This is a genomic window from Pseudomonas sp. DC1.2 (assembly GCF_034351645.1).
GTDB lineage: Bacteria > Pseudomonadota > Gammaproteobacteria > Pseudomonadales > Pseudomonadaceae > Aquipseudomonas.
This window is the reverse complement of the sequence record NZ_CP133782.1, coordinates 1639714-1666460: the sequence shown is the minus strand read 5'-3', so window position 1 is coordinate 1666460 and position 26747 is coordinate 1639714. Positions and strand designations below refer to the sequence as shown.

The 26747-nt window shown below is 58.4% G+C and carries 27 protein-coding genes; 13 read left to right on the top strand and 14 right to left on the bottom strand.

All coding sequences use genetic code 11. From position 1 onward, the window contains the following. Positions 1-35: 35 nt before the first annotated feature. Positions 36-1457, bottom strand: coding sequence for an amino acid permease (locus tag RHM68_RS07500; RefSeq protein WP_322221467.1), 1422 nt, complete (start codon positions 1455-1457; stop codon positions 36-38). An 885-nt stretch (positions 1458-2342) separates the two neighbouring features. Here RHM68_RS07500 and RHM68_RS07495 point away from each other — a divergent pair. Beyond that, positions 2343-2480, top strand: coding sequence for a hypothetical protein (locus tag RHM68_RS07495; RefSeq protein WP_003178782.1), 138 nt, complete (start codon positions 2343-2345; stop codon positions 2478-2480). Positions 2481-2547: 67 nt separating this feature from the next. Continuing rightward, positions 2548-3513: a leucyl aminopeptidase gene (locus RHM68_RS07490; protein WP_322221462.1), complete on the top strand. Its 966-nt coding sequence runs from the start codon at positions 2548-2550 to the stop codon at positions 3511-3513. Between the two features lie 65 nt (positions 3514-3578). Here the strand turns inward: RHM68_RS07490 and rluB are convergent, their stop codons facing one another. The 6 genes from rluB to RHM68_RS07460 all read right to left on the bottom strand — a co-directional run bounded on the left by rluB (position 3579) and on the right by RHM68_RS07460 (position 8562). Beyond that, positions 3579-4847, bottom strand: coding sequence for a 23S rRNA pseudouridine(2605) synthase RluB (gene rluB, locus RHM68_RS07485; RefSeq protein WP_322221460.1), 1269 nt, complete (start codon positions 4845-4847; stop codon positions 3579-3581). Positions 4848-4990: 143 nt separating this feature from the next. Further along, a complete protein-coding gene (locus RHM68_RS07480) occupies positions 4991-5182 on the bottom strand; it encodes a DUF1289 domain-containing protein (RefSeq protein ID WP_322221458.1) in 192 nt (63 codons plus the stop codon). A 56-nt stretch (positions 5183-5238) separates the two neighbouring features. After that, complete coding sequence (gene scpB, locus RHM68_RS07475; protein ID WP_322221456.1) at positions 5239-6225, bottom strand: SMC-Scp complex subunit ScpB; 987 nt, start codon at positions 6223-6225, stop codon at positions 5239-5241. 11 nt (positions 6226-6236) lie between these two features. Next, a complete protein-coding gene (locus RHM68_RS07470) occupies positions 6237-6995 on the bottom strand; it encodes a ScpA family protein (protein WP_322223722.1) in 759 nt (252 codons plus the stop codon). 60 nt (positions 6996-7055) lie between these two features. Continuing rightward, positions 7056-7685 carry an L-threonylcarbamoyladenylate synthase gene (locus tag RHM68_RS07465; RefSeq protein ID WP_322221454.1) on the bottom strand — a complete coding sequence of 210 codons (630 nt, stop codon included), beginning with the start codon at positions 7683-7685 and terminating at the stop codon, positions 7056-7058. A gap of 13 nt (positions 7686-7698) precedes the next feature. Beyond that, positions 7699-8562, bottom strand: coding sequence for a PHP domain-containing protein (locus RHM68_RS07460; protein ID WP_322221452.1), 864 nt, complete (start codon positions 8560-8562; stop codon positions 7699-7701). A gap of 87 nt (positions 8563-8649) precedes the next feature. Between RHM68_RS07460 and RHM68_RS07455 the strand changes: the two genes are divergently transcribed. The 6 genes from RHM68_RS07455 (at position 8650) to RHM68_RS07430 (ending at position 12735) form a co-directional block, all read left to right on the top strand. Next, positions 8650-9246 carry a septation protein A gene (locus tag RHM68_RS07455; protein ID WP_322221450.1) on the top strand — a complete coding sequence of 199 codons (597 nt, stop codon included), beginning with the start codon at positions 8650-8652 and terminating at the stop codon, positions 9244-9246. A 1-nt stretch (position 9247) separates the two neighbouring features. Next, the gene (locus RHM68_RS07450; protein ID WP_322221448.1) at positions 9248-9547 is read left to right on the top strand and encodes a YciI family protein; all 300 of its coding nucleotides are present in this window, start codon (positions 9248-9250) and stop codon (positions 9545-9547) included. A gap of 109 nt (positions 9548-9656) precedes the next feature. Then, positions 9657-10067, top strand: coding sequence for a translation initiation factor 2 (locus RHM68_RS07445; RefSeq protein WP_322223719.1), 411 nt, complete (start codon positions 9657-9659; stop codon positions 10065-10067). Between the two features lie 7 nt (positions 10068-10074). After that, complete coding sequence (locus tag RHM68_RS07440) at positions 10075-10752, top strand: response regulator transcription factor (RefSeq protein WP_322221446.1); 678 nt, start codon at positions 10075-10077, stop codon at positions 10750-10752. 125 nt (positions 10753-10877) lie between these two features. Continuing rightward, positions 10878-11327 carry an LTXXQ domain protein gene (locus RHM68_RS07435; RefSeq protein ID WP_322221444.1) on the top strand — a complete coding sequence of 150 codons (450 nt, stop codon included), beginning with the start codon at positions 10878-10880 and terminating at the stop codon, positions 11325-11327. 67 nt (positions 11328-11394) lie between these two features. After that, a complete protein-coding gene (locus RHM68_RS07430; RefSeq protein WP_322221442.1) occupies positions 11395-12735 on the top strand; it encodes a HAMP domain-containing sensor histidine kinase in 1341 nt (446 codons plus the stop codon). Between the two features lie 78 nt (positions 12736-12813). On the opposite strand, the gene RHM68_RS07425 is transcribed toward RHM68_RS07430, so the two are convergent. Further along, positions 12814-13380 carry an NAD(P)H nitroreductase gene (locus RHM68_RS07425; protein WP_322221440.1) on the bottom strand — a complete coding sequence of 189 codons (567 nt, stop codon included), beginning with the start codon at positions 13378-13380 and terminating at the stop codon, positions 12814-12816. 122 nt (positions 13381-13502) lie between these two features. Between RHM68_RS07425 and RHM68_RS07420 the strand changes: the two genes are divergently transcribed. Further along, positions 13503-14957: a TrkH family potassium uptake protein gene (locus tag RHM68_RS07420; RefSeq protein WP_322221438.1), complete on the top strand. Its 1455-nt coding sequence runs from the start codon at positions 13503-13505 to the stop codon at positions 14955-14957. Here RHM68_RS07420 and RHM68_RS07415 read toward each other — a convergent pair. Further along, positions 14914-15975 carry an AraC family transcriptional regulator gene (locus RHM68_RS07415; RefSeq protein ID WP_322221436.1) on the bottom strand — a complete coding sequence of 354 codons (1062 nt, stop codon included), beginning with the start codon at positions 15973-15975 and terminating at the stop codon, positions 14914-14916. The two genes, RHM68_RS07420 and RHM68_RS07415, sit on opposite strands and share 44 nt — an antisense overlap. A 160-nt stretch (positions 15976-16135) precedes the next feature. Between RHM68_RS07415 and RHM68_RS07410 the strand changes: the two genes are divergently transcribed. Next, entirely contained in the window at positions 16136-16447 is a 312-nt protein-coding gene (locus tag RHM68_RS07410) for a DUF962 domain-containing protein (protein ID WP_322221434.1), read from the top strand. Positions 16448-16546: 99 nt separating this feature from the next. After that, positions 16547-17137: an HD domain-containing protein gene (locus RHM68_RS07405; RefSeq protein ID WP_322221432.1), complete on the top strand. Its 591-nt coding sequence runs from the start codon at positions 16547-16549 to the stop codon at positions 17135-17137. Positions 17138-17194: 57 nt separating this feature from the next. Here the strand turns inward: RHM68_RS07405 and RHM68_RS07400 are convergent, their stop codons facing one another. Then, complete coding sequence (locus RHM68_RS07400) at positions 17195-18010, bottom strand: UDP-2,3-diacylglucosamine diphosphatase (RefSeq protein ID WP_322221430.1); 816 nt, start codon at positions 18008-18010, stop codon at positions 17195-17197. Positions 18011-18258: 248 nt separating this feature from the next. Between RHM68_RS07400 and RHM68_RS07395 the strand changes: the two genes are divergently transcribed. Next, entirely contained in the window at positions 18259-19152 is an 894-nt protein-coding gene (locus RHM68_RS07395; RefSeq protein ID WP_322221428.1) for a DMT family transporter, read from the top strand. On the opposite strand, the gene RHM68_RS07390 is transcribed toward RHM68_RS07395, so the two are convergent. Then, positions 19146-19433 (bottom strand): SelT/SelW/SelH family protein, encoded by a 288-nt coding sequence (locus tag RHM68_RS07390; protein WP_322221426.1) that lies wholly within the window; start codon positions 19431-19433, stop codon positions 19146-19148. The genes RHM68_RS07395 and RHM68_RS07390 overlap by 7 nt on opposite strands. A gap of 71 nt (positions 19434-19504) precedes the next feature. Here RHM68_RS07390 and RHM68_RS07385 point away from each other — a divergent pair, with 71 nt between their 5' ends. After that, entirely contained in the window at positions 19505-21694 is a 2190-nt protein-coding gene (locus tag RHM68_RS07385) for a patatin-like phospholipase family protein (RefSeq protein ID WP_322221424.1), read from the top strand. Between the two features lie 78 nt (positions 21695-21772). Here RHM68_RS07385 and RHM68_RS07380 read toward each other — a convergent pair whose 3' ends face one another. The 3 genes from RHM68_RS07380 to recQ form a co-directional block, all read right to left on the bottom strand. Next, on the bottom strand, positions 21773-23722 hold the full coding sequence (locus RHM68_RS07380; protein WP_322221422.1) for a FimV/HubP family polar landmark protein: 1950 nt from the start codon (positions 23720-23722) through the stop codon (positions 21773-21775). Positions 23723-23848: 126 nt separating this feature from the next. After that, entirely contained in the window at positions 23849-24283 is a 435-nt protein-coding gene (locus RHM68_RS07375; RefSeq protein ID WP_322221420.1) for a MarR family transcriptional regulator, read from the bottom strand. A gap of 119 nt (positions 24284-24402) precedes the next feature. Then, a complete protein-coding gene (gene recQ, locus RHM68_RS07370; protein ID WP_322221418.1) occupies positions 24403-26529 on the bottom strand; it encodes a DNA helicase RecQ in 2127 nt (708 codons plus the stop codon). Positions 26530-26747: the final 218 nt, after the last annotated feature.

The following is a 26747-nucleotide window of genomic DNA, read 5'->3' as shown; positions in this document are numbered from 1 at the left end:
CACATGGCCGGGTTGTTTGTTTGTGCGATGAGTCCTTACTTGGCCACGGAACCCGCAACCTGCAGAGCATGACGCTCACGGCGCTTGTTCTTGATCCCGTAGCAGACCCACATGAATGCGAGCCATACCGGAATCGCATACACCGAGATCTTGATCCCCGGAATCAGCAACATCACGCACAGAATGAACACCACGAACGCCAGACAGATGTAGTTCCCATACGGGTACCAAAGGGCCTTGAACAGCGGCGTCTGGTGAGTCTTGTTCATGTGCTGACGAAACTTGAAGTGCGAGTAACTGATCATCGCCCAGTTGATTACCAGGGTGGCGACCACCAGCGACATCAACAATTCGAGCGCGTGTTGCGGAATCAGGTAGTTCAGCACCACGGCGATCAGCGTCACCGCGGCCGAAGCAAGGATGGCGCGCACCGGCACGCCACGCTTGTCGATCTTCGACAACGCTTTCGGCGCATCGCCCTGCTCGGCCATTCCCAGCAACATCCGGCTGTTGCAGTAAGTGCCGCTGTTGTACACCGACAGCGCTGCCGTCAGGACCACAAAGTTGAGAATATGCGCTGCCGTGCTGCTACCCAGCATCGAGAACACCTGAACGAAAGGACTGCCGCTATACGCATCGCCAGACGCGTTCAGGCTCACCAGCAGGCTGTCCCACGGGGTAAGTGACAGCAGAACCACCAAGGCACCGATATAGAAAATCAAAATCCGGTAAATCACCTGGTTAATCGCTTTCGGGATCACGGTTTTCGGTTGATCGGCTTCTGCTGCGGTGAAACCGAGCATTTCCAGGCCACCAAAGGAAAACATGATGATCGCCATGGCCATCACCAAACCGCTGACGCCATTGGGAAAGAAGCCGCCGTGAGCCCACAGGTTGCTCACCGAAGCCTGCGGCCCGCCGTTACCGCTGACCAGCAGGTAACTGCCCAAAGCAATCATCCCGACGATGGCCACGACCTTGATGATCGCGAACCAGAACTCCGCTTCACCGAAAACTTTGACGTTGGCCAGGTTGATCAGGTTGATCAGTACGAAGAATCCGGCGGCAGACACCCAGGTCGGGATATCCGGCGCCCAGTAGTGGATGTATTTACCGACAGCGGTCAGCTCGGACATGCCCACCAGAATGTACAAAATCCAGCAGTTCCAACCTGACAGGAAGCCAGCGAAACCGCCCCAATATTTGTGCGCAAAGTGACTGAAAGAACCGGCCACCGGCTCTTCAACGATCATTTCACCGAGCTGACGCATGATCATGAAGGCGATAACGCCGCAGATGGCGTAGCCGAGAATCATCGAAGGACCGGCAGATTTTAATACCCCGGCCGAGCCGAGAAACAACCCGGTTCCGATTGCGCCGCCCAAGGCGATCAGTTGAATGTGGCGATTTTTCAGGCCGCGTTTCAGCTCGCCTGAATGCGAGTTTTGTCCACTCATGAAAAGGGTCTCACGCAAGGTTTGATGATATTCAGTAGACGTTGCTGCTTGGCTGCAATTTCAAGCAGCGCCGATCAAACCCCAGCGCAAGCACCAGGAGTTCAGCGTATTTACAACGGTCATGCGTCACCTGTTTGTTTTTATCTGTGACGAAATCGAACCCGACGCGCTTATGGCGCGGCGGAGTGAACAAGACGGATAGCCTTGATCTTGCGCAGGAGGTCACCGTTAAAACGCGGCGCATTGTACACCGCTAATCCCCTGCTGCCAGACACCGCCAGGTCAGCGTGTTGGTTGCCGGGATTGCTTGTGTCCACCCCGAGAGGCTCGGGCGGCTGCAAAAATGGAGTCAGACCGTTGCGGGTCATCGACAGTGATGGCGATAAAGTCGCCCCACCGAGAGGAATGCAGATCAATCACGGCGTTCATTGCGCCTCCTTGTTGTTATGCGCCTGCACGGCAGGCATAGGCCGCATCTCACCCCGCAAACACTTCTGAAACAAGTCCTCCAGAGCCCTGCGCAGACGTGGACCAGCAGAGGCACGGAAGGTTTTCCTTACAACCCCGACGCCACGATCATCGCAGAGGCTTTGCGCAGCATTTTCGTCATTATTTCTTTACAAGGCGTAACGTAAAATTTCCAGGTCAGATAGCAATTACTTCTGACTGTAAATTGACGGTAGAAAATTTCCAACAGTAAGGATCGAGTTAGTTTTTGTTTTTAATTAAAAAAAACCTCAACCAAAAACAGAACAAAAAGTTCAAATAAATATTATTTAAATATTATTTTGCAATTTTAAAATCGTTGAACTAGGTTTTGAGCGACTTGCCGAGCGCATCGACCGGCAAGTTGTTCTTACTCAAAAGTCATCTAGGAGATTCACCATGCAAGCACTGGACAAAGACTTGGAAACTGAACTGCAACTGGACGAATGGTTTGAAGCACCGACCCATGAAGCCGCCGTTGAAATGATGCAAGCCGACGCGGTTGTTCCGTTCGGCACGGCGATGTGGCCTTTGTAAGACACCTTGGCAGGTACGACCCGGCCGGCCGTACCTGCCTTTTTCTCGGTTTGTCAGGGAGGACTACATGGATAAGCATCGCGCCATTTCGCATTTCCTCTACTACCTCGAACACCACCCTGCCCTTGTCGGCATCAACCAGGCCAAGGTTTTGCTCGGCCACACCGCTGATTACGAGGCATTGACCGGCGCCATCGCCGAACAGGCCGGCGACAGCCAACGGTTTAGCTTCAGCACAATGCGCCTCGACCTCGAGCCTACGGCCCTACTGGCTCAGGCAATCGTCGATAACGATCTGTACATCTTCTTTTACGACTCCTCCACCCTGCCCAACCCACGCCCAGACGGCCCGGACTTTGTACGCGCGCTGCAAGGCGTGATGGCAGAACACTGGAAAAAATCACTGCTGTTCAAGGATTACGGCGATTACTTCTACGACACGTTCAGTGTCACCCCACAACGAATCGCCGGGTTGAACAGTCACTTGATCCAGCGCATGTCCAAGGCCACTACGTTAAGTTTCAAAGATGACCATGGTTCGTGGTTCGAAACACCGTTGAGCAGTATCAAGAAGTGGACCGACATCAATGGTGTCGGCAACTTTGACTTAGCACCTGGTGAGATTGCGACCCATAGCGAAGCGATTAACGGTCGGGTGAAATTCATCGGGACGTTTCTCAGCACCATTCCCTTTGCCCGTAAATACGGGGTATTGGCGTCGCCGCTGGAGTTGTGGATCGAGAACTCGACCGTCTGCAAAATCGCCACCGACGTGCCGGGACTGGAGCATGACTTCAACAACTACTTGAATGCCAATCCGTCCAATCGACGCATCGAAGAGTTGGGCATCGGCACCAATGAGGGCGTGAAGAGCCTGTACGCACGCAACGCTGGGTTTGAGGAGCGCCATTGCGGATTGCACTTGGGGCTGGGCGGCGGCGCCAAGGGCAGCCATCATCTGGACCTGATCTTTTCCAGCGGCGTCCTCGCTCTGGATGATGAGCCCGTGTTTGATGGCCGGTTTGTGTTCTAGGCAATCAGCCAGCCAAAAAAAAACGCCAACCCGAGGGTTGGCGTTTTTTAGGCGACGCTTACCGATTACTCAGGCTTGCGGCGACCAAAGCCCGGACGCTGGCCGGAACCGGCCGGCGCACCGCGGCGTTTGCCCGATGGCGCATCACGGTCGACCAGGACGATACCCGGACGTTTCTTCGGCGCAGGCTTTGACGGACGCTTGGAATCGGACGGACGATCGGCCACTGGCGTACCGCGACCCGCTGGAGCACCGCGATCGCTACGACCACCGGATGGCGCACCACGGCCTTCGCCACGTTCAGTGCGGCCATTGGCCGGACGCGGCGTGCGTGGACCGCGCTCGCCATCAGCACGCGGGGCTGCTGGCTTGCGCGCCGGACGCTCGCCTTCGATCTGCGGCTCACGTGCTGGACGTGGACCGGCAGCGGGGGCACCCGCGGCTGGACGCAAGGTACGCACGCGCTCGGTCTTGCCCACCGGGCGCGACGATTTGCGCTGCATACGCTCAAGCTTGTCTTTGCTCTTGGCATTCATCTGCGGCATAGCCACCGGAGTCAGGCCGACTTCAGCGCTCAGAATATCGACTTCGTACTGGCTCATTTCGCGCCAGCGACCCATCGGCAGATCGGAGTTAAGGAATACCGGGCCGAAACGCACGCGCTTCAAACGGCTGACCACCAGCCCTTGGGATTCCCACAGACGACGAACTTCGCGGTTGCGACCTTCCATCACTACGCAGTGATACCAGTGGTTGAAACCTTCACCACCGGGTGCCTGTTTAATGTCGGTGAACTTGGCCGGCCCGTCTTCAAGGACGACGCCTGCCTTTAGACGCTCGATCATCTCGTCGTCCACCTCACCACGCACACGGACCGCGTATTCACGGTCCATTTCGTAGGAAGGGTGCATCAGGCGGTTAGCCAGCTCACCGTCGGTGGTGAACATCAGCAGACCGGTGGTGTTGATGTCCAGACGACCGATGTTAATCCAGCGACCTTCTTTAGGACGCGGCATCTTGTCGAACACGGTCGGACGGCCCTCAGGGTCATCACGGGTGCAGATTTCACCGTCTGGCTTGTTGTACATGATCACGCGGCGTACCGACTCGGCGGCTTCTTCGCGCTTGATCACCTTGCCATCGATGGTGATGGCGTCATGCAGGTCGACACGCAGCCCAAGGGTGGCGTCTTTGCCGTTGACCTTGATGCGGCCGTGGCTGATCCAGGCTTCTACGTCGCGGCGCGAGCCCACGCCAATACGGGCGAGGACTTTCTGCAGTTTTTCGCCTGCTGGGCCGATTTCCTGGTCGTCTTTCTGGTCGTTAACACTCATCTGGGCACCTCCCGGTGTGGTCTGTTCAGGCATGGCCTGAAGAGTTGAAAGCTGGGTTCTTGGGCGAAGAGATCGCCAAAGGGTCGCGAATCATACGCTCATGGGAGCCTTCGCGCATCAGAGACTAGTTGATAGACGAAAGGTTATTTGGATTTGCGCCGAACGGCGCCGCCGAGACGGATCAACCGCAGCGATGCTTCGGCCAGCACTGTGCGCTTTTCAGCCTTGTCGAGTTTCTTCCAGGCCTTGATCTCACGCTTGCTGCGTCCGCAGCCGATGCAAATATCCTCGGTAAATTTACAGACGCTGATGCAGGGGTCTTTGGTTGAACTCATGGCAGATTCCTTGGGCGCGCTCCCACTGGGGATCTTTATTGCCCACCGGATGCGGGTCAGTCTTCGAACTCGCGACGCTCGGCTTCGATCGCTTCGGCAATGGCCAGCGCTTCGGCCTCTTCATCGCTGAGTTCGGGCTTAGGCTGTTCGAGCGCGGCGACAGCGGCCAACAGCTTCTCGCGCGCCTCGGCGACGCCGAGCACGTCGTCTTCCTGCTTTTGCTCCGGCTCGTCCTCTCTTTCGGCGCCTGGTTCGACCTGAAGTTCAACTTCGATTTCAGGCTCAACCTCAGGTTGCTCGACACCCTCGTCAGCCTCAGTCACCGCCCCATCACGCAGCAAATCGTCGAAGTCGGTCTTGATCCCCTCTTCCATGGTGTCCAGTTCCAGCAGCAACGTGTGAAAACTGGTTTCTTCCTTGGGCTCTTCCGGCTCTGCGCTAGCGTCGGCAAGTTCCTGCAAGCTGGCAGGCACCGGCGCGTCATCGAAATCGAGCACAGGGTCAGGTTCCATCTCCCGCAGCTCGGCGAGTGGCGGCAGGTCGTCCAGGTTTTTCAGGTTGAAGTGATCGAGAAACGCTTTGGTGGTGGCGAACATTGCCGGTTTGCCGGGCACATCACGGTAACCGACGATGCGGATCCATTCCCGCTCCAGCAAGGTTTTGACGATGTGGCTATTGACCGCCACACCCCGCACATCTTCGATCTCGCCACGGGTGATCGGCTGACGATAGGCAATCAGCGCAATGGTTTCGAGCATGGCGCGTGAGTAACGTTGCGGGCGCTCTTCCCACAAACGCCCAACCCACGGCGAAAACTTTTCGCGAATTTGCAGACGATACCCGGAGGCAACTTCCTTTAGTTCAAAGGCTCGGCCATCACAGGATTTGGCGAGAATCGTCAGTGCTTTTTTGAAAACCGGCGGCTCCGGCCGTTCGCCTTCTTCGAAGAGTTCGAACAGGCGTTCCAGGGATTGCGGTTTTCCCGAGGCCAACAGAAAGGCTTCAAGCAATGGCGCCAGCTCGCGGGGTTCAGTCAGGTTCATGATTCAACTCGTTATTCTGCTCGGGCCCGCACGTGGATCGCCGCGAACGGCTCATTTTGCACCAGCTCGACCAAGGATTCCTTGACCAGTTCGAGGACCGCCATAAAGGTCACCACCACCCCCAAACGCCCCTCTTCAGCCGTGAACAGCTCGACAAAGGGTACAAAACCGCCGCCCTTGAGCCGTTCCAGCACATCGCTCATGCGCTCACGAGTGGACAGCGCCTCGCGGCTGACCTGGTGGCTTTCAAACATGTCGCCACGGCGCAGCACCTCAGCCATGGACATCAGCAACTCTTCCAGACTCACGTCCGGCACCAGCTTGCGCGCCCTGGCCTCGGGCGCATCGAGCTTGGGCACCACCACATCACGGCCCACGCGGGTCAGGCCGTCAATGCCTTCGGCAGCGGCCTTGAAGCGTTCGTACTCCTGCAAGCGGCGGATCAGTTCAGCCCTGGGATCATCTTCTTCAGCTTCGATGGACTCCGCTCGCGGCAGCAACATCCGCGACTTGATCTCGGCCAGCATGGCGGCCATGACCAGGTATTCGGCGGCCAGCTCCAGGCGCACCGACTGCATCAACTCGACATAACCCATGTACTGACGGGTGATTTCCGCCACAGGGATATCAAGGATATTGATGTTCTGTTTGCGTATAAGGTACAGCAGCAGGTCGAGCGGACCTTCGAAGGCCTCAAGAAACACCTCAAGAGCATCCGGCGGAATGTACAGGTCCAGCGGCATTTCCATGACTGCCTGGCCGTAGACCATGGCAAACGGAAGCTCTTGCTGAGCGCCGGCCTGACTGTCGACGGGTTCTACTGCCGACATCTAGGCCTCGGCCATGAACGGTGCAGGGTCGCCACATCCGACGCGGATCACTTGCGGCTCGCCATCGGCGAGGCTGATCACCGTGGAGGCCTTGATCCCGCCGTGACCACCATCGATGATCAAGTCCACCTGATGTTCAAGTAACTGACGCATTTCGTAAGGGTCCGTCAGGGGATCAGTGTCGCCAGGCATGATCAGGCTCACGCTCATAAGTGGCTCGCCCAGCTCCGCCAGTAGCGCCAGGGCTATTGGATGGCTTGGCACCCGCAGACCAATGGTGCGTTTTTTAGCGTGCAGCAACAGCCGCGGAACTTCGCGGGTGGCGTTGAGAATAAAGGTATACGGCCCCGGCAGATGAGCCTTGAGAATACGAAAGGTGCCGGTGTCGATCTTGGCGAACACGCCGAGCTGCGACAGATCGCTGCAAATCAGCGCGAAGTTGTGCTTGTCATCCAGCGCACGCAGCCGACGCACACGCTCCACAGCATTCTTGTCGCCAATCTGACAACCAATGGCATACGACGAATCGGTGGGGTAAATAACTACCCCGCCGTTGCGGATGATCTCGACCGCCTGTTTGATCAGGCGCGCTTGCGGGTTTTCCGGATGAATCTGGAAAAATTGACTCACATTTTCTACCTGTTCAGACGGCGGCAATAACTGGGTCATGTTTGAATCGACACCACAGGGGTGGCAGATCCTCAGGAAGCGGGCGGTATTCGCCAATCTCGGACCAGCCTCCAGGACCATGAAAATCACTGCCGGCGCTGACCAGCAGACCAAACTCACGAGCCAAAATGGCCAAACTGCCTACCTGTTCCGCAGGCTGATGACCATTGACCACTTCAATAGCGTGGCCGCCCGCTTGAATATAGTCGCCAATCAAGCGACGACGCTTGCTGCGGGTGAAATCGTAATGCCACGGATGCGCCAGGCTGACCCAGGCATTAGCGGCGCGCAAGGTGGCAACGGTATCTTCCAGGGTTGGCCAGTGTTGCTTGACGTCCCCCAGTTTGCCGGCGCCCAACCATTTGCGAAATGCCTCAGCTCGATCCTTGACGAAACCCTCGCGCACCATCCAGTCGGCGAAATGCGGACGGGCCGGCGCGTTACCGCTGTCGCCCAACGCCTGCTGCATCTCCCTGGCCCCCTCCATCGCGCCAGGCATACCTTTCAACGCCAACTTACGGCTTATTTCTTCAGATCTTAGCCAACGGCCATCGTGCAGCCGGGCGATTGCCTCGACCAACGGCACGGCATTGACATCGAAACCGTAGCCCAACACATGAATGGTCGCGCCGCCCCAAGTGCAGGACAACTCAACCCCGTTGACCAGTTGCATCCCCAGCGCGGCCGCAGCGCTGCGGGCCTCGTCGAGCCCTTCAAGGGTATCGTGATCGGTCAAGGCCAGGACTCGCACGCCTTTCTCGAACGCACGCGCAACCAGTACCGCAGGCGCCAGGGCGCCATCGGAGGCCGTGCTATGGCAGTGCAAATCAACATTCACGGGGCTTTGTAACCTCAAATCAGCTGGCGCTATCGCGCGCCAATATGTTTGTTATTATGCCGCCACATCCTGCTTCTGGCTGCCACTGTGAAACAATTCATCGATTTCATCCCGCTTCTGCTGTTTTTCATCGTCTATAAGATCGATCCTCGGGTCGTCGACATCGCCGGTCATGAACTGAATGTCGGCGGTATTTACAGCGCCACCGCCATGCTGATTATCAGCTCACTGGTTGTTTACGGCGCCTTGTTCATCACCCACCGCAAGCTGGAAAAGAGCCAGTGGCTGACCCTTATCGCCTGCCTGGTCTTCGGCAGCCTGACCTTGGCCTTCCACAGCGAAACCTTCCTGAAATGGAAAGCACCGGTGGTCAACTGGCTGTTCGCCCTCGCGTTCATCGGCAGCCATTTTATCGGTGACCGCTTGCTGATCAAACGCATCATGGGTCACGCACTAACCCTGCCGGACTCGGTCTGGACACGCTTGAACATCGCCTGGATTATCTTTTTCCTGTTTTGCGGCGCTGCCAACCTGTTCGTTGCGTTCACGTTCCAGAATTACTGGGTCGACTTCAAGGTCTTCGGCAGCCTGGGCATGACGCTACTATTCCTGGTTGGCCAAGGCATTTACCTGTCCCGTCACTTGCACGACGCTGATACCACAACCCCAAAAACCGAGGACTGACATGCTCTACGCCATCGTTGCCACAGACGTCGCCAACTCCCTGGAAGCTCGCCTCGCCGCAAGGCCTGCACACCTTGAGCGCCTGCAACAGCTCAAGGGCGAGGGTCGCGTTGTACTGGCCGGACCGCACCCGGCGGTCGACAGCAATGATCCAGGAGCCGCGGGTTTCACCGGCAGCCTGATCGTTGCCCAATTCGATTCATTGAGTGCTGCACAAGCCTGGGCAGACGCCGACCCCTACGTCAGTGCTGGCGTCTACGCCAACGTTTCGGTTAAGCCGTTCAAGCAAGTACTGCCGTAATGTTCTTCGTGCGATGAACCCTATCGGTTCATCGTGCTATCTATCGCTCATTATTCTTGTTTACCTGCCGACAACTTGCCCAATAACTCGATTGGAATCAGGAGTCATGATGCGCAAGGGTCCGTTGTGTCTGATGTTGGTGACGTTGTCGATCGGGGTCTACGCCCGCGCTGAAGTAAGCGCCGAAGGTGCTGGTTCAACCTCACCGTCCTTGAGCACCGGCAGCCCGCTCGCCGAGTTGCAACAACGCTTGAAGGCCAGTGAACAACAACGAGAAATACTGAGTAAACAATTGCAAAATCCTGATGGTGAACGCGAAAGCGCTCAACTGACCCGGTTGCGCCAAGAGAACCAGCGCCTGAAGCTGCAACTCAAGGAGGCCTTGGCCAGCCCGCTGCCGCGCCTGCTGACAGACCAACAGCAATGGTTCGTCACTGGGGCCGGAGTAGCGCTATTGGCTCTGCTCTGCGGTATCTTCGCCAGTGGTGCAAGTCGAAAACGTCGACAATGGCTAAATTGAGTGCGTCATGAGCGAGCTGTTATTAATTGATGATGACCAGGAACTCTGTGAGCTCCTGAGCAGTTGGCTAGGCCAGGAAGGCTTCGTGGTCCGCGCTTGCCATGATGGTCAAAGCGCACGCCGTGCCTTGACCGAAATATCGCCGGCGGCCGTGGTGTTGGACGTCATGCTGCCGGATGGCAGTGGCCTGGAACTGCTCAAGCAGTTGCGCGGTGATCACCCTGATTTGCCCGTGCTGATGCTATCGGCCCGCGGTGAACCGCTGGACCGTATCCTCGGCCTGGAATTGGGCGCTGATGATTACCTGGCCAAGCCTTGTGACCCGCGAGAACTGACAGCCCGACTGCGTGCCGTGTTGCGACGCAGTCATCCGTCGGCCGTGTCCAGCCAGCTGGAACTGGGCGATCTGTGCTTCAGTCCGTTGCGTGGTGTGGTCAGTATCAATGAGCAGGAATTCACGCTCACCGCCTCCGAAAGTCGCCTGCTTGAAGCGCTGATCAAGCAACCCGGTGAGCCGCTGGACAAGCAGGAACTGGCGCTGATCGCCTTGGGTCGCAAACTGACCCTGTACGACCGCAGCCTGGACATGCACGTCAGCAACCTGCGCAAAAAGATCGGACCACATACTGATGGGCGTCCGCGTATCGTCGCCCTGCGCAGTCGCGGTTACTACTACAGCCTGTAAGTTTTGTAAGGTCGGCACAAAAGCGTCTTTACCCAAGCTTTACGCTTCGCTGACCGCCGCTGACCTTGATCTCCGTAGTCTGTACTCATCCGGAACGTACCGGGAACGAGACAAGGAGATTCACCATGCGCAAGACCCTTATCGCTCTGATGTTCGCTGCCGCCCTACCGACCGCTGCCATGGCAATGCCTGAAGGTGCCGGGCCGATGGATGGCCCGATGGATGGCCCGCGCCACGGCGGTCAGATGCACGACATGCACGGCAAAGGACCTTACAGCCAGCTGGATTTGAGCCGCGAACAGCGCGAGCAAATTCGCAAAATCATGGGCGAGCAGATGCATGATCGCAAACAACTGGTCGAAAAATATCTGGATAAACTGTCCCCAGCCGACCAGAAAGCCATGAAAGACGAAGTAGCGGCCAAGCATCAGAAAGCCGAAGCTGATGTGCGTGCAGTGCTCAAGCCGGATCAACAGAAGAAATTCGACGATATCCAGAAAAAACAGGCTGAGCGTCGCGCAGAGTGGGCCGAATTCAAGGCCTGGAAAGCGCAACAACCGCAAAAAGCGCAATAATGTTCTAGCGTTACGCCCCAGCCCAACGGTTCATCGCCGCTGGGCTTTCTTTGTTTGAGGATTTTCTGTGCGCTCATTGTTCTGGCGAATTCTGGCCAGCTTCTGGCTAGCCATCGCTCTGGTTGCAGGGCTTTTCATTCTGCTTGGGCACATGCTCAACCAAGACGCATGGATTCTCAGTCGCCATCCGGGCCTCAACACACTGGCGCAACGGTGGACGCAAACCTACGAATCAGAGGGCGAGGAAGCCGCCCAGGACATATTGGAACAGCGTAAGCACCAGTACCACATCGATGTTCAGGTGCTCAACGAGAGCGGCGACCCAGTGGTGCGTGGCACTTTTCCACGCCGGGCGGCGGCCTTCGAGGCGCGGCAAAATGACGATGATCGCCGCTTGCCCTGGCGCCGCCTGACCACTGAATACACCAGCGAAAAGACCGGCAATACCTACTTGCTGATCTATCGCATCCCCCACCCGGAACTGGATGCATGGCGCCGCAAAAGCTTGGTCTGGCCATTGAGCGCGCTGGGGATTGCGCTGGTGGTACTGACCCTTTTCAGCCTGTTGGTGACCCTGTCCATCACTCGCCCTCTCAGCCGTTTACGCGGCGCAGTGCATGATCTTGGACAAACAACTTATCAGCAAAACAGCCTGGTAAAGCTGGCCAACCGGCGCGACGAATTCGGCGTACTGGCGAACGATTTCAACCGAATGGGTTCTCGCTTACAAAGCCTGATCAGCAGTCAGCGGCAGTTGCTGCGAGATGTTTCGCATGAGTTGCGCTCACCGCTTGCCAGACTGCGCATTGCACTGGCGCTGGCCGAGCGGAGTACGCCTGAGGAACGGGAAAAATATTGGCCGCGACTGACCCGCGAATGTGATCGTCTGGAGGCCTTGATCAGCGAAATTCTGGTATTGGCGCGAGTCGATGCCGACAACGCCAGTGCTGAAGACGTGGACCTCAACGCCTTGCTGGTGACGTTGCAAAAGGATGCCCAATTGGGCTCGCCGGAACAGAACGTACAAGTGGAGGCGGAGCCGTTACTCCACCTCAAAGGCTGGCCGACCATGATCGAACGTGCCCTGGATAATCTGTTGCGCAACGCGCAGCGCTTTAATCCGCCGGAGCATCCCATTGAAATGCGCGTCTCACGTCAAGGCGAAAGAATTGTCATCAGCGTTCGCGACCATGGCCCTGGCGTGCAGGCCGAACATTTGAGTCAATTAGGCGAGCCGTTCTACCGCGCGCCGGGCCAGTCCGCCGCCGGCCATGGCCTCGGTCTGGCCATCGCACGGCGCGCAGCCGAGCGTCATGGCGGTAGCTTGATACTGGCCAATCATCCGGAAGGAGGGTTTATTGCCAGCCTGGAGTTGCCATTGGAACCGGGGGCAGTGGTTCAGTTGTGACGGTGTAAAACGGCTTTACTGACGCAAGGGCTGTCGCAGTCAAGATGATTACTGACTGTCACAGCCCTTTCGCTAACACTAGGCCGTAGGCGTCCACGCGCTGACAAACTCGCTCAGCTCGACTTTATCCGCGACTCGCGGCTCTTTCTGCGGCGTACCGAGGTAAAGGAACGCAATCACCTCCTCGCCTTCAGCCAGTCCCAGTCCTTTGGCCACATGTGCCGAATAGGCCAGTTCACCGGTTCGCCACACCGCACCAATGCCCTGAGCGTAGGCTGCCAGCAAAATCCCGTGAGCCGCACAGCCGGCCGCCAGTAATTGCTCGGACTTCGGCACCTTGAAGTGCTCCTGCAAACGAGCGATCACCACGACCACCAGTGGCGCCCGCAACGGACCATTGCGGGCCTTGTCCAGCACAGCCTCGGACGCATGACTGTCCTGCAACTTCGCCGCTTGCGCCAGCAACTCGCCCATCTGCTCCCGCGCCGCGCCTTCGACAGTCAGGAAGCGCCACGGCTGCAAGTGACCGTGATCCGGCGCACGCAGGGCGGCGGCAAACAGCACTTCACGTTGTTCTGCGGTAGGCGCAGGGTCTAACAGTCGTGGAACGGAAACACGGTTGAGCAAAGCGTCGAGAGCCTGCATCGGCCACCTCCTGGAAAAATTGTCCGGCCATTCTAGCGGCAAGTGCCGCCGGGCTGCCGGTTTACATGACCTGCCCCGCAGGTAGAATGGCGTCCATCTCTATTTCACCCCGAGCGGACTTCATGGCGTTGCCGACCTTACGGATCATTGGTTTCATCATCGGCATCTTCCTGATTACCCTGGCGATCGCCATGTTCGTGCCGATGGCCACTCTGGTGATCTTCGACCGCACCAGCGACCTGCCGTCGTTTATCTGGGCGAGCATGATTACCTTTGTGGCGGGTTTGGCCCTGGTAATTCCCGGCCGGCCCGAACATATACACCTGCGGCCCAGGGACATGTACCTGCTGACCGTCAGTAGCTGGCTGGTGGTGTGCATCTTCGCTGCGCTGCCATTTTTACTGACCCAACACATCAGCTACACCGATTCGTTCTTTGAAAGCATGTCCGGCATCACCGCCACCGGTTCCACCGTGCTCAGTGGCCTGGACAGCATGTCCCCCGGCATCCTGATATGGCGCTCGTTGCTGCACTGGCTCGGCGGCATTGGTTTTATCGGCATGGCGGTCGCTATTCTGCCATTGCTGCGCATCGGTGGCATGCGGCTGTTTCAGACAGAGTCGTCGGACCGTTCCGAAAAGGTTATGCCCCGTTCGCACATGGTGGCGCGTTTGATCGTAGCGGCCTACGTCGGTATTACCATTGTCGGCAGCTTGGCGTTCTGGTGGGCCGGGATGAACCTGTTCGATGCGATCAATCATGCGATGTCGGCGATTTCCACCGGTGGTTTCTCCACCTCCGACGAGTCCCTGGCCCATTGGAAACAACCGGCTGTGCATTGGGTAGCCGTCGTCGTGATGATCCTCGGCAGCCTGCCCTTCACACTGTATGTGGCGACCCTGCGCGGTAACCGTCGAGCCCTGATCAAGGATCAGCAGGTTCAAGGCCTGCTTGGCCTGTTGCTGGTGACGTGGGTGGTGCTCGGCACTTGGTACTGGTGGACCACCAACTTGCCATGGCTGGACGCGCTGCGGCATGTGGCACTGAACGTGACTTCGGTGGTGACCACCACTGGGTTTGCGCTTGGGGACTACAGCATGTGGGGCAATTTCTCGCTGATGCTGTTCTTCTATCTGGGTTTTATTGGCGGCTGTTCTGGCTCGACCGCTGGCGGAATCAAGATTTTCCGCTTTCAGGTCGCCTACATTCTGCTCAAGGCCAACCTTAACCAGTTAATTCACCCGCGCGCGGTGATCAAACAGAAGTACAACGGCCACCGCCTCGACGAAGAAATCGTGCGCTCGATACTGACCTTCTCGTTCTTTTTCGCTATCACCATCTGCGCGATTGCGCTGATGTTGTCGCTGCTGGGCCTGGACTGGATGACCGCGCTGACCGGTGCCGCCAGCACGGTGTCGGGTGTCGGCCCAGGACTGGGCGAGACCATTGGCCCGGCGGGCAATTTCTCCACCCTGCCGGACGCCGCCAAGTGGATTCTCTCGTTCGGCATGTTGCTGGGCCGTCTGGAGATCATTACGGTGTTTGTGCTGTGTATTCCTGCGTTCTGGCGTCATTGATCCGGTTGGGCGCGGCCAGCAGCCGCGTCCGGTACTCGCCGGGGGTGATGTCAAACCAACGCCGGAAAGCGCGGAAGAAGTTGCTCGGATCAGCAAACCCCAGCAGGTAGGCAATTTCCAGCAACGTCATGCTTGGCTGTGCGAGATACTGTTCGGCCAATTCGCGCCGGGTGTCGTCCAGCAGCGCCTGAAAACTGGTGCCTTCCTCCTGCAAGCGGCGCTGCAACGTGCGTTGCGACAGGTGCAGGGTCTGCGCCACCGTGTCGCGCTTGGGCTCACCCTGGGGCAGCAAACGGCATAATACCTGCCGCGCCTTGTGCGTCACTCGGCTCTCAGAGAAGCGCGCCAAGTATTCTCCGGCAAACCGGTCATGCAACGCCGCCATGGCTTCGTTGGCCGTGGGCAGCGGCGCCTCCATGTCAGCCCGTTCGAAGATCAGCGCATCGTAGGGGGCGTTGAACATCAACGGCGCATGGAAGGCTTGTTTATAGGGCCCGAGATCGGCGGGTTCAGCACCCTGCACCAGTACCTTGCGCGGTTGCAAGGTGCGTCCGGTCAACCAGCCACACAGCGCAAGGGCGCAGGCCAGAGACGCTTCAGCACTTTGCCGGGTGGGAGGCAGGTGGTCGCCATGGACCGTCAGAATCAGCGCATAGCCTTCGTCGAGCAGGCGAAAACTCAGGTCGGCGCTTTCAGCGATGATCCGCTGATACCGTACCAATCGTTGAAAGCCTTCGGCCAGGGTCTGACTGGACATCAACGCGTAACCGGCCACATGAAAAGAGGCCGGGCGTACCACCTTGGCCATGTTCAGACCGATTGCCGGATTGCCGGACAGCTCAACCGCCCGCTGCCAGAGCCGTGTCATCGAGTCTTGCGGGAAGCGCGCATCCGGATCATCCAGGGCCGCATAGTCGAGCCCCAGTTGTTTGAACAATACACGGCAATCCAGCCCGTCCATCTCCAGCGCTTTAACAATCCCCATCGCCCAACTTGCAGAAGTCGTTCGTTCGCTCATGGCGTTTACTTACGTGATGAGCCGCTTATTACGGCCAGTTTTCGAAGGATACTAAAGTGGCGCCTATTGTCACTGGCTGATGCCAATGATCACTCTAGACTCAAATACGCTACCCATAGAGCAACTTGCCGTCAGAACAATAACCACAGAGATCGCAGTCGTGGAAAACCTTAAGCGTTTCAACAGCTTCACTGAGTTCTATCCGTACTACCTCAGCGAACACAGCAACAGTACCTGCCGACGGCTGCACTTTGTCGGGACCTCGCTGGTCATTTTTATTCTGGCGCTGACCCTCGGCAAAGGCGCATGGCAGATGCTGTGGGCCCTGCCCTTGGCCGGCTACAGCTTTGCCTGGGTCGGGCATTTTTTCTTCGAGAAAAATCGGCCGGCAACCTTTCAGCACCCGCTTTACAGTCTGCTGGGCGACTTCACGATGTACCGCGACATGATCCTGGGCCGCGTACCGTTCTAGGCTTCACAGGCCAGCGATACGTCCTGCGCAGCCAGTGCGCGAATGGATCCAAGTCCTACACTGAAAATATCCCGTCAGCCAAGAACAAGAGGATAGCCGATGAAAGCCACTGCCCATTTCACCCACATGCAGGACGGCACCGAGGAAGACTGGGCGATTATCGCCTCAGATTTCAGTGCCTATGCGCGGCAATTGTCGACAAGGATTGCCACGCATCTGGCGTTGCTGGCAGGTGATTTTGGCGGTTTCCCGGTGGATCGGTTAACTCACTCTCTGCAAACGGCGACCCGCGCCTGGCGCGATGGCCGAGATGAAGAATACGTGGTCTGCGCCCTGCTCCATGACATCGGCGACACGCTCGGCGCCTACAACCATGCAGACATCGCCGCCGCCATTCTCAAACCGTTCGTCAGCGCTGAAAATCTATGGATAGTGGAGAAGCACGGGATTTTCCAGGGCTACTACTTCTTTCATCACTTGGGCATGGACAGGCATTTACGCGAGCAATTCAGCGGACATGCGCAGTATCAAGCGACCATCGATTTTTGCGCCAACTATGATGCTGCCGCGTTTGATCCCGCCTATGAGCACCTGCCGTTGAGTTTTTTTGAGCCAATGATGGAGCGGTTGTTTGCCCAGCCGAAACGCTCAATTTACAAGGTGGCGGTGGCGCAACACGCGCCAGCCTGATCAATGACAGGAATCGCTGCGCGATGAGGCCTTGTCACCGATCAGACGTGGCGCGGACTAAGCCGGCTCAGCGATCTTCAGCGCTTTCAACTCGGCCTCACGTGCCTGGGCATCCGCTAAACGATACAACTCGATCGAGCCATCCCAATGCTCGATCAGCGCCGTACACGACTCCACCCAATCCCCACAATTGAGGTAATCCACCTCACCGACCTTGCGGATCTCAGCGTGGTGAATGTGCCCGCACACCACACCGTGCAAACCCCGCTTGACGCATTCGTGGGCGATGGCCTCTTCGAAGTCACTGATAAAGCTGACGGCGGTTTTGACCTTGTGTTTGAGGTATGCCGACAACGACCAGTAACCGTAGCCATAACGGGCACGCCAATGATTGAGCCAGCGGTTAAGGGTCAGGGTGAATTCGTAAGCCGAGTCGCCGAGAAACGCCAGCCAGCGGTGGTAACGGGTAATGACATCAAACTGATCGCCATGGATGACTAACAGATGACGACCATCGGCGGTCACGTGCACCGCTTCGTCCACCAACTGGATATTGCCCAGAATCAGTTTCGAATAGCGGCGCAGGAATTCGTCGTGATTACCGGTGACGTAGATCACCTCGGTGCCGCGCTTGCTCATGGTCAGCAAACGTCGGATGACGTTGGTGTGGGCCTGCGGCCAATACATGCCGCCGCGCAGTTTCCAGCCGTCGATGATGTCACCGACCAAGTAGACTTTGTCCGCATGGTAGCCCTTGAGAAACTGCGATAAGTGCTCGGCCTGGCAATCCCGAGTGCCCAGATGCACGTCGGAAATCCATAATGTCCGCACGCGTTGTTTACGGCTGGGTTTGGCGAGCTCAGCGCTGGTCATGGGCAACCCTCTATGATGTTTTTGCAAGAGTGCGCCGACCGGGTTAATGACCCATGACAGTGGCAAGTCAGTCCCGTGACAGCGCCCAACTGTGCCGTCGGTGTAGACTGGCGCCCATTGCGATGCGACCGGTCCTGATGCGGCGGCGCGAGGCTGGCGATAAAAAAACGCTAGCCTGGCAACAGATTCAAGGGCAACTTGCACGGTTGACTGTGAGGCCTGTTTCACTCCGTTTATCAAGGACTGCAATGACTCCCCGTACCGCCCTTGGCGCCCTACATATTGGCGCACTGATGTTCGGCTTGACCGGCGTGTTCGGCAAACTCGCCGCGGCCTCGCCCGCCGTCATCGTCTTCGGTCGCGCTGCGTTTGCGGTGCTCGCCTTGGCGTTCTTTGCCCGGTTCGCCAGCAACACCCGCTGGCGCACGCTCGAAGCCTTGGACTGGCGCCGGCTGTTGCTCAGCGGCGTGTTGCTCGCCGGGCACTGGGTGAGTTTTTTCATCGCAGTGAAGGTCGCGGGTGTGGCGATTGCCACCCTGGGCTTTGCGAGTTTCCCAGCGTTTACTGTGATTCTCGAAGGGCTGATCTTCCGCGAACGAATTCGCTCCAACGAAATCCTGCTAGTGGTGCTGGTGAGCATCGGACTGGTGCTGGTCACCCCGGACTTCGACCTGGCCAGCGGCGCTACCACCGGCCTGCTCTGGGCCGTGGGCTCGGGCCTGCTGTTCGCCCTGCTGTCGCTGGTCAACAGAGTCAGCTCCGGGCGCATTCCTCCGGTACAGGCAGCGTTGTGTCAGAACGTCGTAGTCGCACTGTGCCTGCTACCGATGGCGGCGCCGCAGTTGAGCGAAGTGCGCGCCATCGACTGGCTGTGGATCAGCCTGCTGGGGGTGTTCTGCACCGGCTTGGCCCATAGCCTGTTCGTTGCCAGCCTCGCGGTGATCAAAGCACGGACCGCCGCGGTGGTGTTTGCCCTGGAGCCGGTGTACGGCATTACCGTGGCGTGGCTGTTGTTCGACGAAAACCCGACCTGGCGCATGTTGATCGGTGGCGCACTGATCATCGTAGCCATTGTAGTGTCGAGCAGGCTCTCGGGCGGCTCAAGCAAGAAGAGCGTGGTGGCGGAAGCCGCGTCTCATTGAGTGCGCTCGTTGTGGCCGAGGTCACGGTCCGGGTCGATCTCATCCCGAACCCGCTGCTTAAGTACCTTGGCTTCCGGAAAACCATCGTCGGCCTTACGCTCCCAAATCTGCACATCGTTACAAAAAATGTGAAAAACCCCACCGGAGCCTGGCACCAGGGACACCTTGCCCAAGTCATCGCCAAAGGTGCTGAGCAGCTCCTGTGCCAGCCAGGCGGCGCGCAGCAGCCATTGGCACTGGGTGCAGTAGGTGATGACGATTTCCGGTTTTTGCACGGTCATGATTGCTGAAACTCCTGAGGCAGAGGGCGCCGCTATAATAGCCGCCTTTGTCGCTAGCCCCGAGATCCACGATGCGCCGTTTGCTGTCATGCCTGTTGCTCTGCCTATTTCCTTTATTTGCCCAAGCTACCGATACCCCGAGGCCAAAAATTGGGCTGGTGCTGTCCGGTGGGGCTGCCCGCGGATTGGCACATATTGGCGTGCTCAAGGCACTGGAAGAACAAGGCATCAAGATCGATGCAATTGCCGGCACCAGCATGGGTGCGGTGGTCGGTGGTCTCTATGCCTCGGGCTACAAGATTGATGAACTGGAAAAACTCGCCCTCAGCATCGACTGGAAGCAAGCCCTGTCTGACGCTCCGCCCAGGGAAGACGTGCCATTTCGGCGCAAGCAGGATGACCGAGATTTCCTCGTCAAACAGAAACTCAGTTTCCGCGACGATGGCAGCCTCGGTTTGCCGCTGGGGGTGATTCAGGGTCAGAACCTGGCGCTGCTGCTGGAGAGCCTGCTGGCCCACACCAGTGACACCCGTGACTTCGACAAACTACCGATTCCGTTCCGCGCCGTGGCCACCGACATCGCCAGTGGCGAAAAAGTAGTATTTCGCAAGGGCCACCTGCCCCAGGTTATTCGCGCCAGCATGTCAATCCCGGCGGTGTTCGCCCCGGTTGAACTGGATGGCCGACTACTGGTAGACGGCGGCATGACCGACAACATCCCGTTGGACGTCGCGCGCGAGATGGGCGTCGACATCGCCATCGTGGTAGACATTGGCACCCCGCTGCGCAATCGCAAGCAACTGAACACGGTGGTCGATGTGCTGAACCAGTCGATCACCTTGATGACCCGCCGCAACTCCGAAGAACAACTTGCCGCCCTGCACAAGGATGACGTGCTGATCCAGCCTTCACTGGCAAGCTTCGGTGTGACCGATTTCGGCCGAGCCCAAGACATGATTGACGCCGGTTACCGCGCAACAAAAATCCTCGAAGGGCGCCTGGCGCGGCTCAAACCGGCACAGCCTCTGAACGAGGAACTGACCGCCGCACGCGCACCAAGCCAGCGCACGCCGATCATTACCGCGATCAAAGTGGAAAACGACTCTAAAGTCGGCGACGACGTCATTCGCTACTACATCCGCCAGGCTGTCGGTGAACCTTTGGACCTTGGCCGCCTACAAACTGACATGGGCACCTTGTATGGCCTGGATTACTTCGAGCAGGTGCAATACCGCGTGGTGCATAAGGGCCCCGCCCATACGTTGGTCATCAGCGCCCGCGGCAAACGCAGCGGCACCGATTATTTACGAGTAGGCCTGAACCTCTCGGACGACATGCGTGGCGACAGCGCGTTCAACCTCGGCGCCAGTTACCGAATCAATGGCATCAACCGCTTGGGTGCGGAGTGGCTGACGCGGGCGCAGATCGGCGACAAACAGGAACTCTACAGCGAGTTCTATCAGCCGCTGGACGTAGGTTCACGCTACTTCCTCGCGCCGTATGCAGCTTTCGAAGCGCAGAACGTCGAGTCGATCCTGGACAACGACCCCATTGCCCAATATCGCGTCGAACGCTACGGCTTTGGTCTGAATGTGGGCCGGCAAATCGGCAACAGTGGGGAGATACGTTTCGGTGTCGGCGAAGCTTGGGGCAAGGCGAACGTGCGCATCGGCGACCAAAGCCTGCCAAGCGAAAGTTTCAATGAGGGGTTCTATCAGCTCAAGTACTCGTTCGACTCGCTGGACAACGTCTACTTTCCTCACGAAGGCGAAGACATTGGCCTGTCATTACGCCAGTTCGAACCGGGGCTGGGCTCGGACCAACGCTACCGACAGTGGGAGTTCAAATTGGACAAGGCCCTGAGCAGTGGCCCGGATACGTTCATCCTCGGTGGGCGCTACGGTCGCACGCTGGACACTGCCAACGTGGTCACTTCAAGCTTTCTTCTTGGCGGTGCCCGGCAGTTGTCGGGCTTTCGCGAAGATGCGATTTCCGGGCAGAACATCAGCCTGATGCGCGGGGTTTACTATCGGCGCCTGACACCGCGCTCCTACCTGCCGCTGGATTTCCCGCTGTACATCGGCGGGTCTCTGGAGCGTGGCCGAGCGTGGAACAACGACAACCCATTCGACAGCGGTTACATCAACGCAGCCAGTGTATTCATCGGTTTCGACACACCGCTAGGGCCGCTGAACTTCAGCTATGGCTTCAACGATGCCGATGAGCAGGCCGTTTACTTGAATCTGGGGCAGACGTTTTGAAACAAAACGCTGACCGGCAGTGAATCCAAGTGGCAAGGGACGGAGTGCCCTCGCCACAATGGATCACCACCTCAAGGCTCAGCGAATACCGGCCAACAAATTACGCGCCGTCTGCTTGAGCGGTTCATCGTCGGTGTTGAGCAACTCGTTGAGCAACTCAATGGCCCGGTCGAGATCGCCATCGTCGATGTACGTCTGCGCCTGCTCCAGTTTGCCGGCGCCGTTTGGCGCGGTCAGCGCCTGAGGTAGCGACTCAAGTTCAAGGGGCTGAGCCGGCTCGCCGAACTCCTCAAGAAAGCTGTCGTCCAGCGACTCATCTTCCGACTCGCCGACCCACTCCAGTTCAGGCTCATCCACCGTCGATTCGTAAGGCATTTCGAACACATCGGGCAACACGTGCAAATTCGAGGTAAACGCCGGCTCGTCAGGCGCCGCAGGGGAATTCAACGGTTTAACGGCAGCGGCCGGGCTTTCAAAGGGGCTGACCAGATCCCAGTTGGAGTCCATCGACAGGTCGTCGAGGTTCAGCTGAAACTCATCTTCTGTCGCCACTTCAGGGGGCGGCACGACGGCCGGAGCAATCGCGGCGATCGGTGCGGCACTTTGCAGTTTCGGACAGCGAGCCCGGATATCGTGGAGTTGTTGGGCATCGAAACCCGCCTCACGTAACTGGGCTTCCTGGGCTTCATAGGCTGCCACATCCCCTTGCTTACCAAGCACCTCCAACAGTTGCAGTGCCAGATCAGTACGCTGCGGTTCCTTGACACACGCCTCGCGCAACAGGTCCGCTGCTTCGGAAAACCGGCCATAAGCCAAGTAAATACCGACGCCTCCCAGGACATCTCCCGCGGGTGTCTCTCGATGAGGCGCCGGGGCGGGCGCCGCATTGGCGGGTTGTGGCGTGGGTTCTCGATCAAGCACCGGCTCGTGCCGTGACGGCAGCACCGGCAAAGGCTCGGCTAATACCTGAACTCGTTGACGCTGACGCCGAACAAATACCCCCAGCACCAACAATGCCACCAGCGCCAGCAAACCGCTGATCATCAGCCAGTGAGACTCTTGCGGCTCTTGGGCAACCGCCGGCGCCGACACAGGCGCTACTGAAAGCACCGGTGCGGGCGCCGGAGGCCTGACCTCGGCGAGCCGGGCCTGCAAATCGCTCACTTGCTTACGCGCATCGGCAATCTGCTCATCCTGGGCCCGCACTTTGACATTCAATTCATCGACGGTTTTTTGCAGTTGCTGGTTTTGCAATACGCTGGTTGCCAGTTGCTCAGCCATCGCGTCAGCCTCTGGCGCAACCACCTGCTGAGCCACGTTGGCACTTGGGGCCGGTAGCTGCGCCGAGTCCGGTAACAACAGATGCTGGCCCACGCTCAGCCTTTCGCTGCCTGGGTTAAGCGCGAGAATGCCTTGCATCAGCTCGCTGGCAGACGCATTGCTGCCACTGTCGTGCAGGCGTTTGGCGATTACCCAGGGATTGTCACCCTGAACCACGGTGTAGCGTTTGCCCTGAGATGCAGGTGGCGGTGCGCTGGTCGGTTCAACGGTCGGAAACTCGGATGATTGAGGCCTGGCGACCGGTTCATCCGTGGCGGGAACAATACCCGGGGCACCCGGCGGATCGATCAACACCGTGTACTCGCGCAATAACCGCCCATTAGGCTGACTGAGCTGCACCAGGAAATTCAGAAACGGTTCAGTGACCGGTTTGCTGGACGTCACCCGGATCAGTTGCCGGTTGCCCCGCAGGATCGGCGTGAATGTCAGATTATTGAGGAAGAACACCCGCTCGACGCCCGCGCGACTGAACTCGTCCGTCGTGCCGAGGCTCACGGACAGATCACCCTCCCCCAGCCCACCGGCATCCACCAGAGCAATGTCGGCTTTGAGCGGCTGGTTTAACGCCGAATGAAGGGTGATGTCTCCCAATCCCAGGGCCGGTGCCAATGCCGAGTAGATGACAGCACTACTGGCCAGAAGCAGACGGGTGCTAAACCGCAAAACTATGTGCCAACTCTCGAGCATGAGCATCCCTTAAATAAACGGAACCAACCTGTAAGCGTTCGCACATCCAGCACGAACAGATAGTGCGCAGTATTTCTTATAGTCCGCCCTGCGAGGTATCTCAAAAGTCTGGCGCGCGGTTATGCCTCAAGATTTTTCCAGATTAGCCAAAATGTGCCCGTGGACACGCATGCAAACCTTCAAATCCGCCTCATCGACGCCGTCGAACAGCTCATGGCGCAGTTGAGTGGCAATCGTTTCAATTTGTTCGATCAAGGGCCGGGCCGGAGCACACAGGACGATTTTCTTGGCCCGACGATCTTCCAGCACCGACTGACGCTGCACCAGCCCCTGGGCTTCCAGACTGTCGAGCAAACGAGCCAGCGTTGGCCCTTCGACGCCAACGCTTTGTGCCAGCTCACGCTGGGTCGGGGCCTCCTCAAAACGTGCAAGATGCAGCAGCACAAGCCAGCGCGCCTGGGACAATCCCAAGCCGGCCAGGCGACGGTCCAGTTCGGCGCGCCAGCCGCGAGACATCTGGGCCAGTTGCATCCCAAAGCGGTGTTGATCGGTTAACGGCATAAAAAACTCATGGTTAGACTGAAATAGAGAAAAACTAATTATTAGTCAGCTAAGCATGACCCTTCGCTGTAGGCAAGGCTCGCTCTGCACTGAATCGTTACACCTTTGCCAAGGATCACTTAAACCTCGAACTCGGATTGCAGTGCCGCCCGCACACAGTACAACACCCCTTCCGGGACCCGGCCGGCAAACAGCGCGGCAATCTCGGAGACCGGCGGTAACTCGCCCTCGCCGTCGAGGAACGCGTCCTGGACTTCTCCCATCAGTTCTTCCGGCAGGTCGAGGGCTTGCTCGAGGGACAACTGTTGCTTGCCAATGGCCTCCGCCAACAGGGTGTATACGTTCTTTTCCGAGCATTGCAACTGGCCGGCGATCTGCAGCGGCGTCATACCGGCTCTGGCCAGCGTGATCAGCTCGTGGCGCAGGTCTGCCACCACTCTCGGCGCTTCGACCTGGCCACCGAGGACTTCGAGGAAGGCTTCGCCATAACGTTCCAGCTTACGTGCGCCAACGCCACTGACCGTCCCCATTTCCGCAAGGGACGTCGGCTGGCTGCGGAGCATTTCCAGCAGTGTCGAATCGGGAAAAATAACGTATGGCGGCACGCCGTGTTCTTCGGCCAGTTTGCGTCGCAGGGCGCGTAACGCCTCCCATTGCTCGCGCTCTTCGCCACGGACCAGTTGGCTCGCTTGACTCTTGCTGCTTTTCGCTGAAGTTTGCGGCTTGAGGTCGCGGCGCAGCTCAAGGGTCACTTCGCCCTTGAGCAGCGGCCGACAGGTGTCACTGAGGCGCAGGCCGCCGTAGCCTTCCAGATCGATGTCGGCCAAACCACGCGCCACCAACTGTCGAAACAGCGAGCGCCATTCGCCTTCGGCCATCGCCTTGCCAACGCCAAATACCGATAAATGCTGATGGCCAAAGCTGCGGACCTTTTCGTTATCCTTACCCAGCAGCACATCCACCAGATGCCCTACACCGTAACGTTGGCCGGTGCGATAGATCGCCGACAGAGCCTGACGAGCAGGCTCGGTAGCGTCCCAGGTCTGTACGCCGTCGACACAGTTATCGCAATGGCCGCAGGGCTCAGGCATGTCCTCATCAAAGTACGCCAGCAGGGTCTGACGGCGGCAGCGGGTCTCTTCGCAGAGCGAGAGCATGGCGTCAAGCTTGTGCTGTTCCAGCCGCTTGTGGCGCTCGTCGCCTTCGGAGTTCTGCAACATCTGCTTGAGCATCACCACGTCTTGCAGGCCGTAGGCCATCCAGGCGTCCGCCGGCAGACCGTCACGGCCGCCACGACCGGTTTCCTGGTAGTAGGCCTCAAGGGATTTCGGCAAATCGAGGTGGGCGACGAAGCGCACGTTGGGCTTGTCGATGCCCATGCCGAACGCCACCGTGGCGACCATGATCAGCCCTTCTTCGTTAAGAAAGCGCTTCTGGTTATGGGCCCGGGTTTCGTTGGGCAAACCGGCGTGATACGGCAGCGCCGGGAAGCCTTGTTCACTGAGGAACACCGCCACTTCATCGACTTTCTTGCGCGACAGGCAATAGACGATGCCGGCATCGCTGCGGCGCTCGGCGAGGAACACCAGCAATTGCTTGCGCGGCTGCTCCTTGGGCACGATGCGGTAGAAAATGTTCGGCCGGTCGAAGCTCGACAGGAAGCGTTCGGCTTCGTGCAAGTGCAAACGATCGACGATTTCTTCGCGGGTGCGCTTGTCGGCAGTGGCGGTCAGCGCAATGCGCGGGACATTGGGGAAGAGTTCCGCCAACTGGCCCAATTGCAGGTACTCGCGGCGAAAGTCATGACCCCATTGCGAGACGCAGTGCGCTTCGTCGATGGCGAACAGCGCGATCTCCAGGCTTTGCAGAAAGGCCAGCATCCGTGGCTGCACCAGACGCTCGGGGGCGAGATAGAGCATTTTGACTTCGCCACGCTTGATTCGCGCCGCCAGGTCCCGCTGCTGCTCGGCACTCAGTGTTGAATTCAACGCAGCGGCGGCCACGCCCAACTCTTCAAGGGTCGCAACCTGGTCGTCCATCAGCGCGATCAGCGGCGACACTACCACCGCCAGACCGTCGCGCAGCAAAGCCGGCACCTGGAAGCACAGAGATTTGCCACCGCCGGTAGGCATCAGTACCAAGGCGTCGCCGCCATTGGCCACGCGCTCAATGATTGCACCCTGGCGGCCACGGAAACTGTCGTAGCCGAAGATGTCCTTGAGGACGCGTTGAGCCTGTTCGAGCATAGAAACTCCAAAAATCATCGAAACATCCCTGCAAGGCTGGTTCAGAACCACGAAAGCTGCACGGACGAATCGTAAGTGCGCGTTGCATGGCGCCTCACATTTCAGCCGTAACGCCAGCAGGGCATCACAAAACGCGGGAGTATACCCGACCCCTGTCAGGCAAAGGGTGCCGCTGATAAGAGGCGCGCGGGCGCAAATATGCCGCGCGGCTGGCCTGG

Coding starts and splice junctions, on each gene's coding strand:
- recQ (WP_322221418.1), bottom strand. CDS start 26,529: ATGCTCGAACAGGCTCAACGCGTCCTCAAGGACATCTTCGGCTACGAC.
- RHM68_RS07405 (WP_322221432.1), top strand. CDS start 16,547: ATGAAAGCCACTGCCCATTTCACCCACATGCAGGACGGCACCGAGGAA.
- RHM68_RS07425 (WP_322221440.1), bottom strand. CDS start 13,380: ATGCAGGCTCTCGACGCTTTGCTCAACCGTGTTTCCGTTCCACGACTG.
- rluB (WP_322221460.1), bottom strand. CDS start 4,847: ATGAGTGTTAACGACCAGAAAGACGACCAGGAAATCGGCCCAGCAGGC.
- RHM68_RS07480 (WP_322221458.1), bottom strand. CDS start 5,182: ATGAGTTCAACCAAAGACCCCTGCATCAGCGTCTGTAAATTTACCGAG.
- RHM68_RS07420 (WP_322221438.1), top strand. CDS start 13,503: ATGGCGTTGCCGACCTTACGGATCATTGGTTTCATCATCGGCATCTTC.
- RHM68_RS07500 (WP_322221467.1), bottom strand. CDS start 1,457: ATGAGTGGACAAAACTCGCATTCAGGCGAGCTGAAACGCGGCCTGAAA.
- RHM68_RS07390 (WP_322221426.1), bottom strand. CDS start 19,433: ATGACCGTGCAAAAACCGGAAATCGTCATCACCTACTGCACCCAGTGC.
- RHM68_RS07385 (WP_322221424.1), top strand. CDS start 19,505: ATGCGCCGTTTGCTGTCATGCCTGTTGCTCTGCCTATTTCCTTTATTT.
- RHM68_RS07490 (WP_322221462.1), top strand. CDS start 2,548: ATGGATAAGCATCGCGCCATTTCGCATTTCCTCTACTACCTCGAACAC.
- RHM68_RS07395 (WP_322221428.1), top strand. CDS start 18,259: ATGACTCCCCGTACCGCCCTTGGCGCCCTACATATTGGCGCACTGATG.
- RHM68_RS07415 (WP_322221436.1), bottom strand. CDS start 15,975: ATGAGCGAACGAACGACTTCTGCAAGTTGGGCGATGGGGATTGTTAAA.
- RHM68_RS07380 (WP_322221422.1), bottom strand. CDS start 23,722: ATGCTCGAGAGTTGGCACATAGTTTTGCGGTTTAGCACCCGTCTGCTT.
- RHM68_RS07435 (WP_322221444.1), top strand. CDS start 10,878: ATGCGCAAGACCCTTATCGCTCTGATGTTCGCTGCCGCCCTACCGACC.
- RHM68_RS07400 (WP_322221430.1), bottom strand. CDS start 18,010: ATGACCAGCGCTGAGCTCGCCAAACCCAGCCGTAAACAACGCGTGCGG.
- scpB (WP_322221456.1), bottom strand. CDS start 6,225: ATGAACCTGACTGAACCCCGCGAGCTGGCGCCATTGCTTGAAGCCTTT.
- RHM68_RS07375 (WP_322221420.1), bottom strand. CDS start 24,283: ATGCCGTTAACCGATCAACACCGCTTTGGGATGCAACTGGCCCAGATG.
- RHM68_RS07450 (WP_322221448.1), top strand. CDS start 9,248: ATGCTCTACGCCATCGTTGCCACAGACGTCGCCAACTCCCTGGAAGCT.
- RHM68_RS07440 (WP_322221446.1), top strand. CDS start 10,075: ATGAGCGAGCTGTTATTAATTGATGATGACCAGGAACTCTGTGAGCTC.
- RHM68_RS07445 (WP_322223719.1), top strand. CDS start 9,657: ATGCGCAAGGGTCCGTTGTGTCTGATGTTGGTGACGTTGTCGATCGGG.
- RHM68_RS07495 (WP_003178782.1), top strand. CDS start 2,343: ATGCAAGCACTGGACAAAGACTTGGAAACTGAACTGCAACTGGACGAA.
- RHM68_RS07470 (WP_322223722.1), bottom strand. CDS start 6,995: ATGGTCTACGGCCAGGCAGTCATGGAAATGCCGCTGGACCTGTACATT.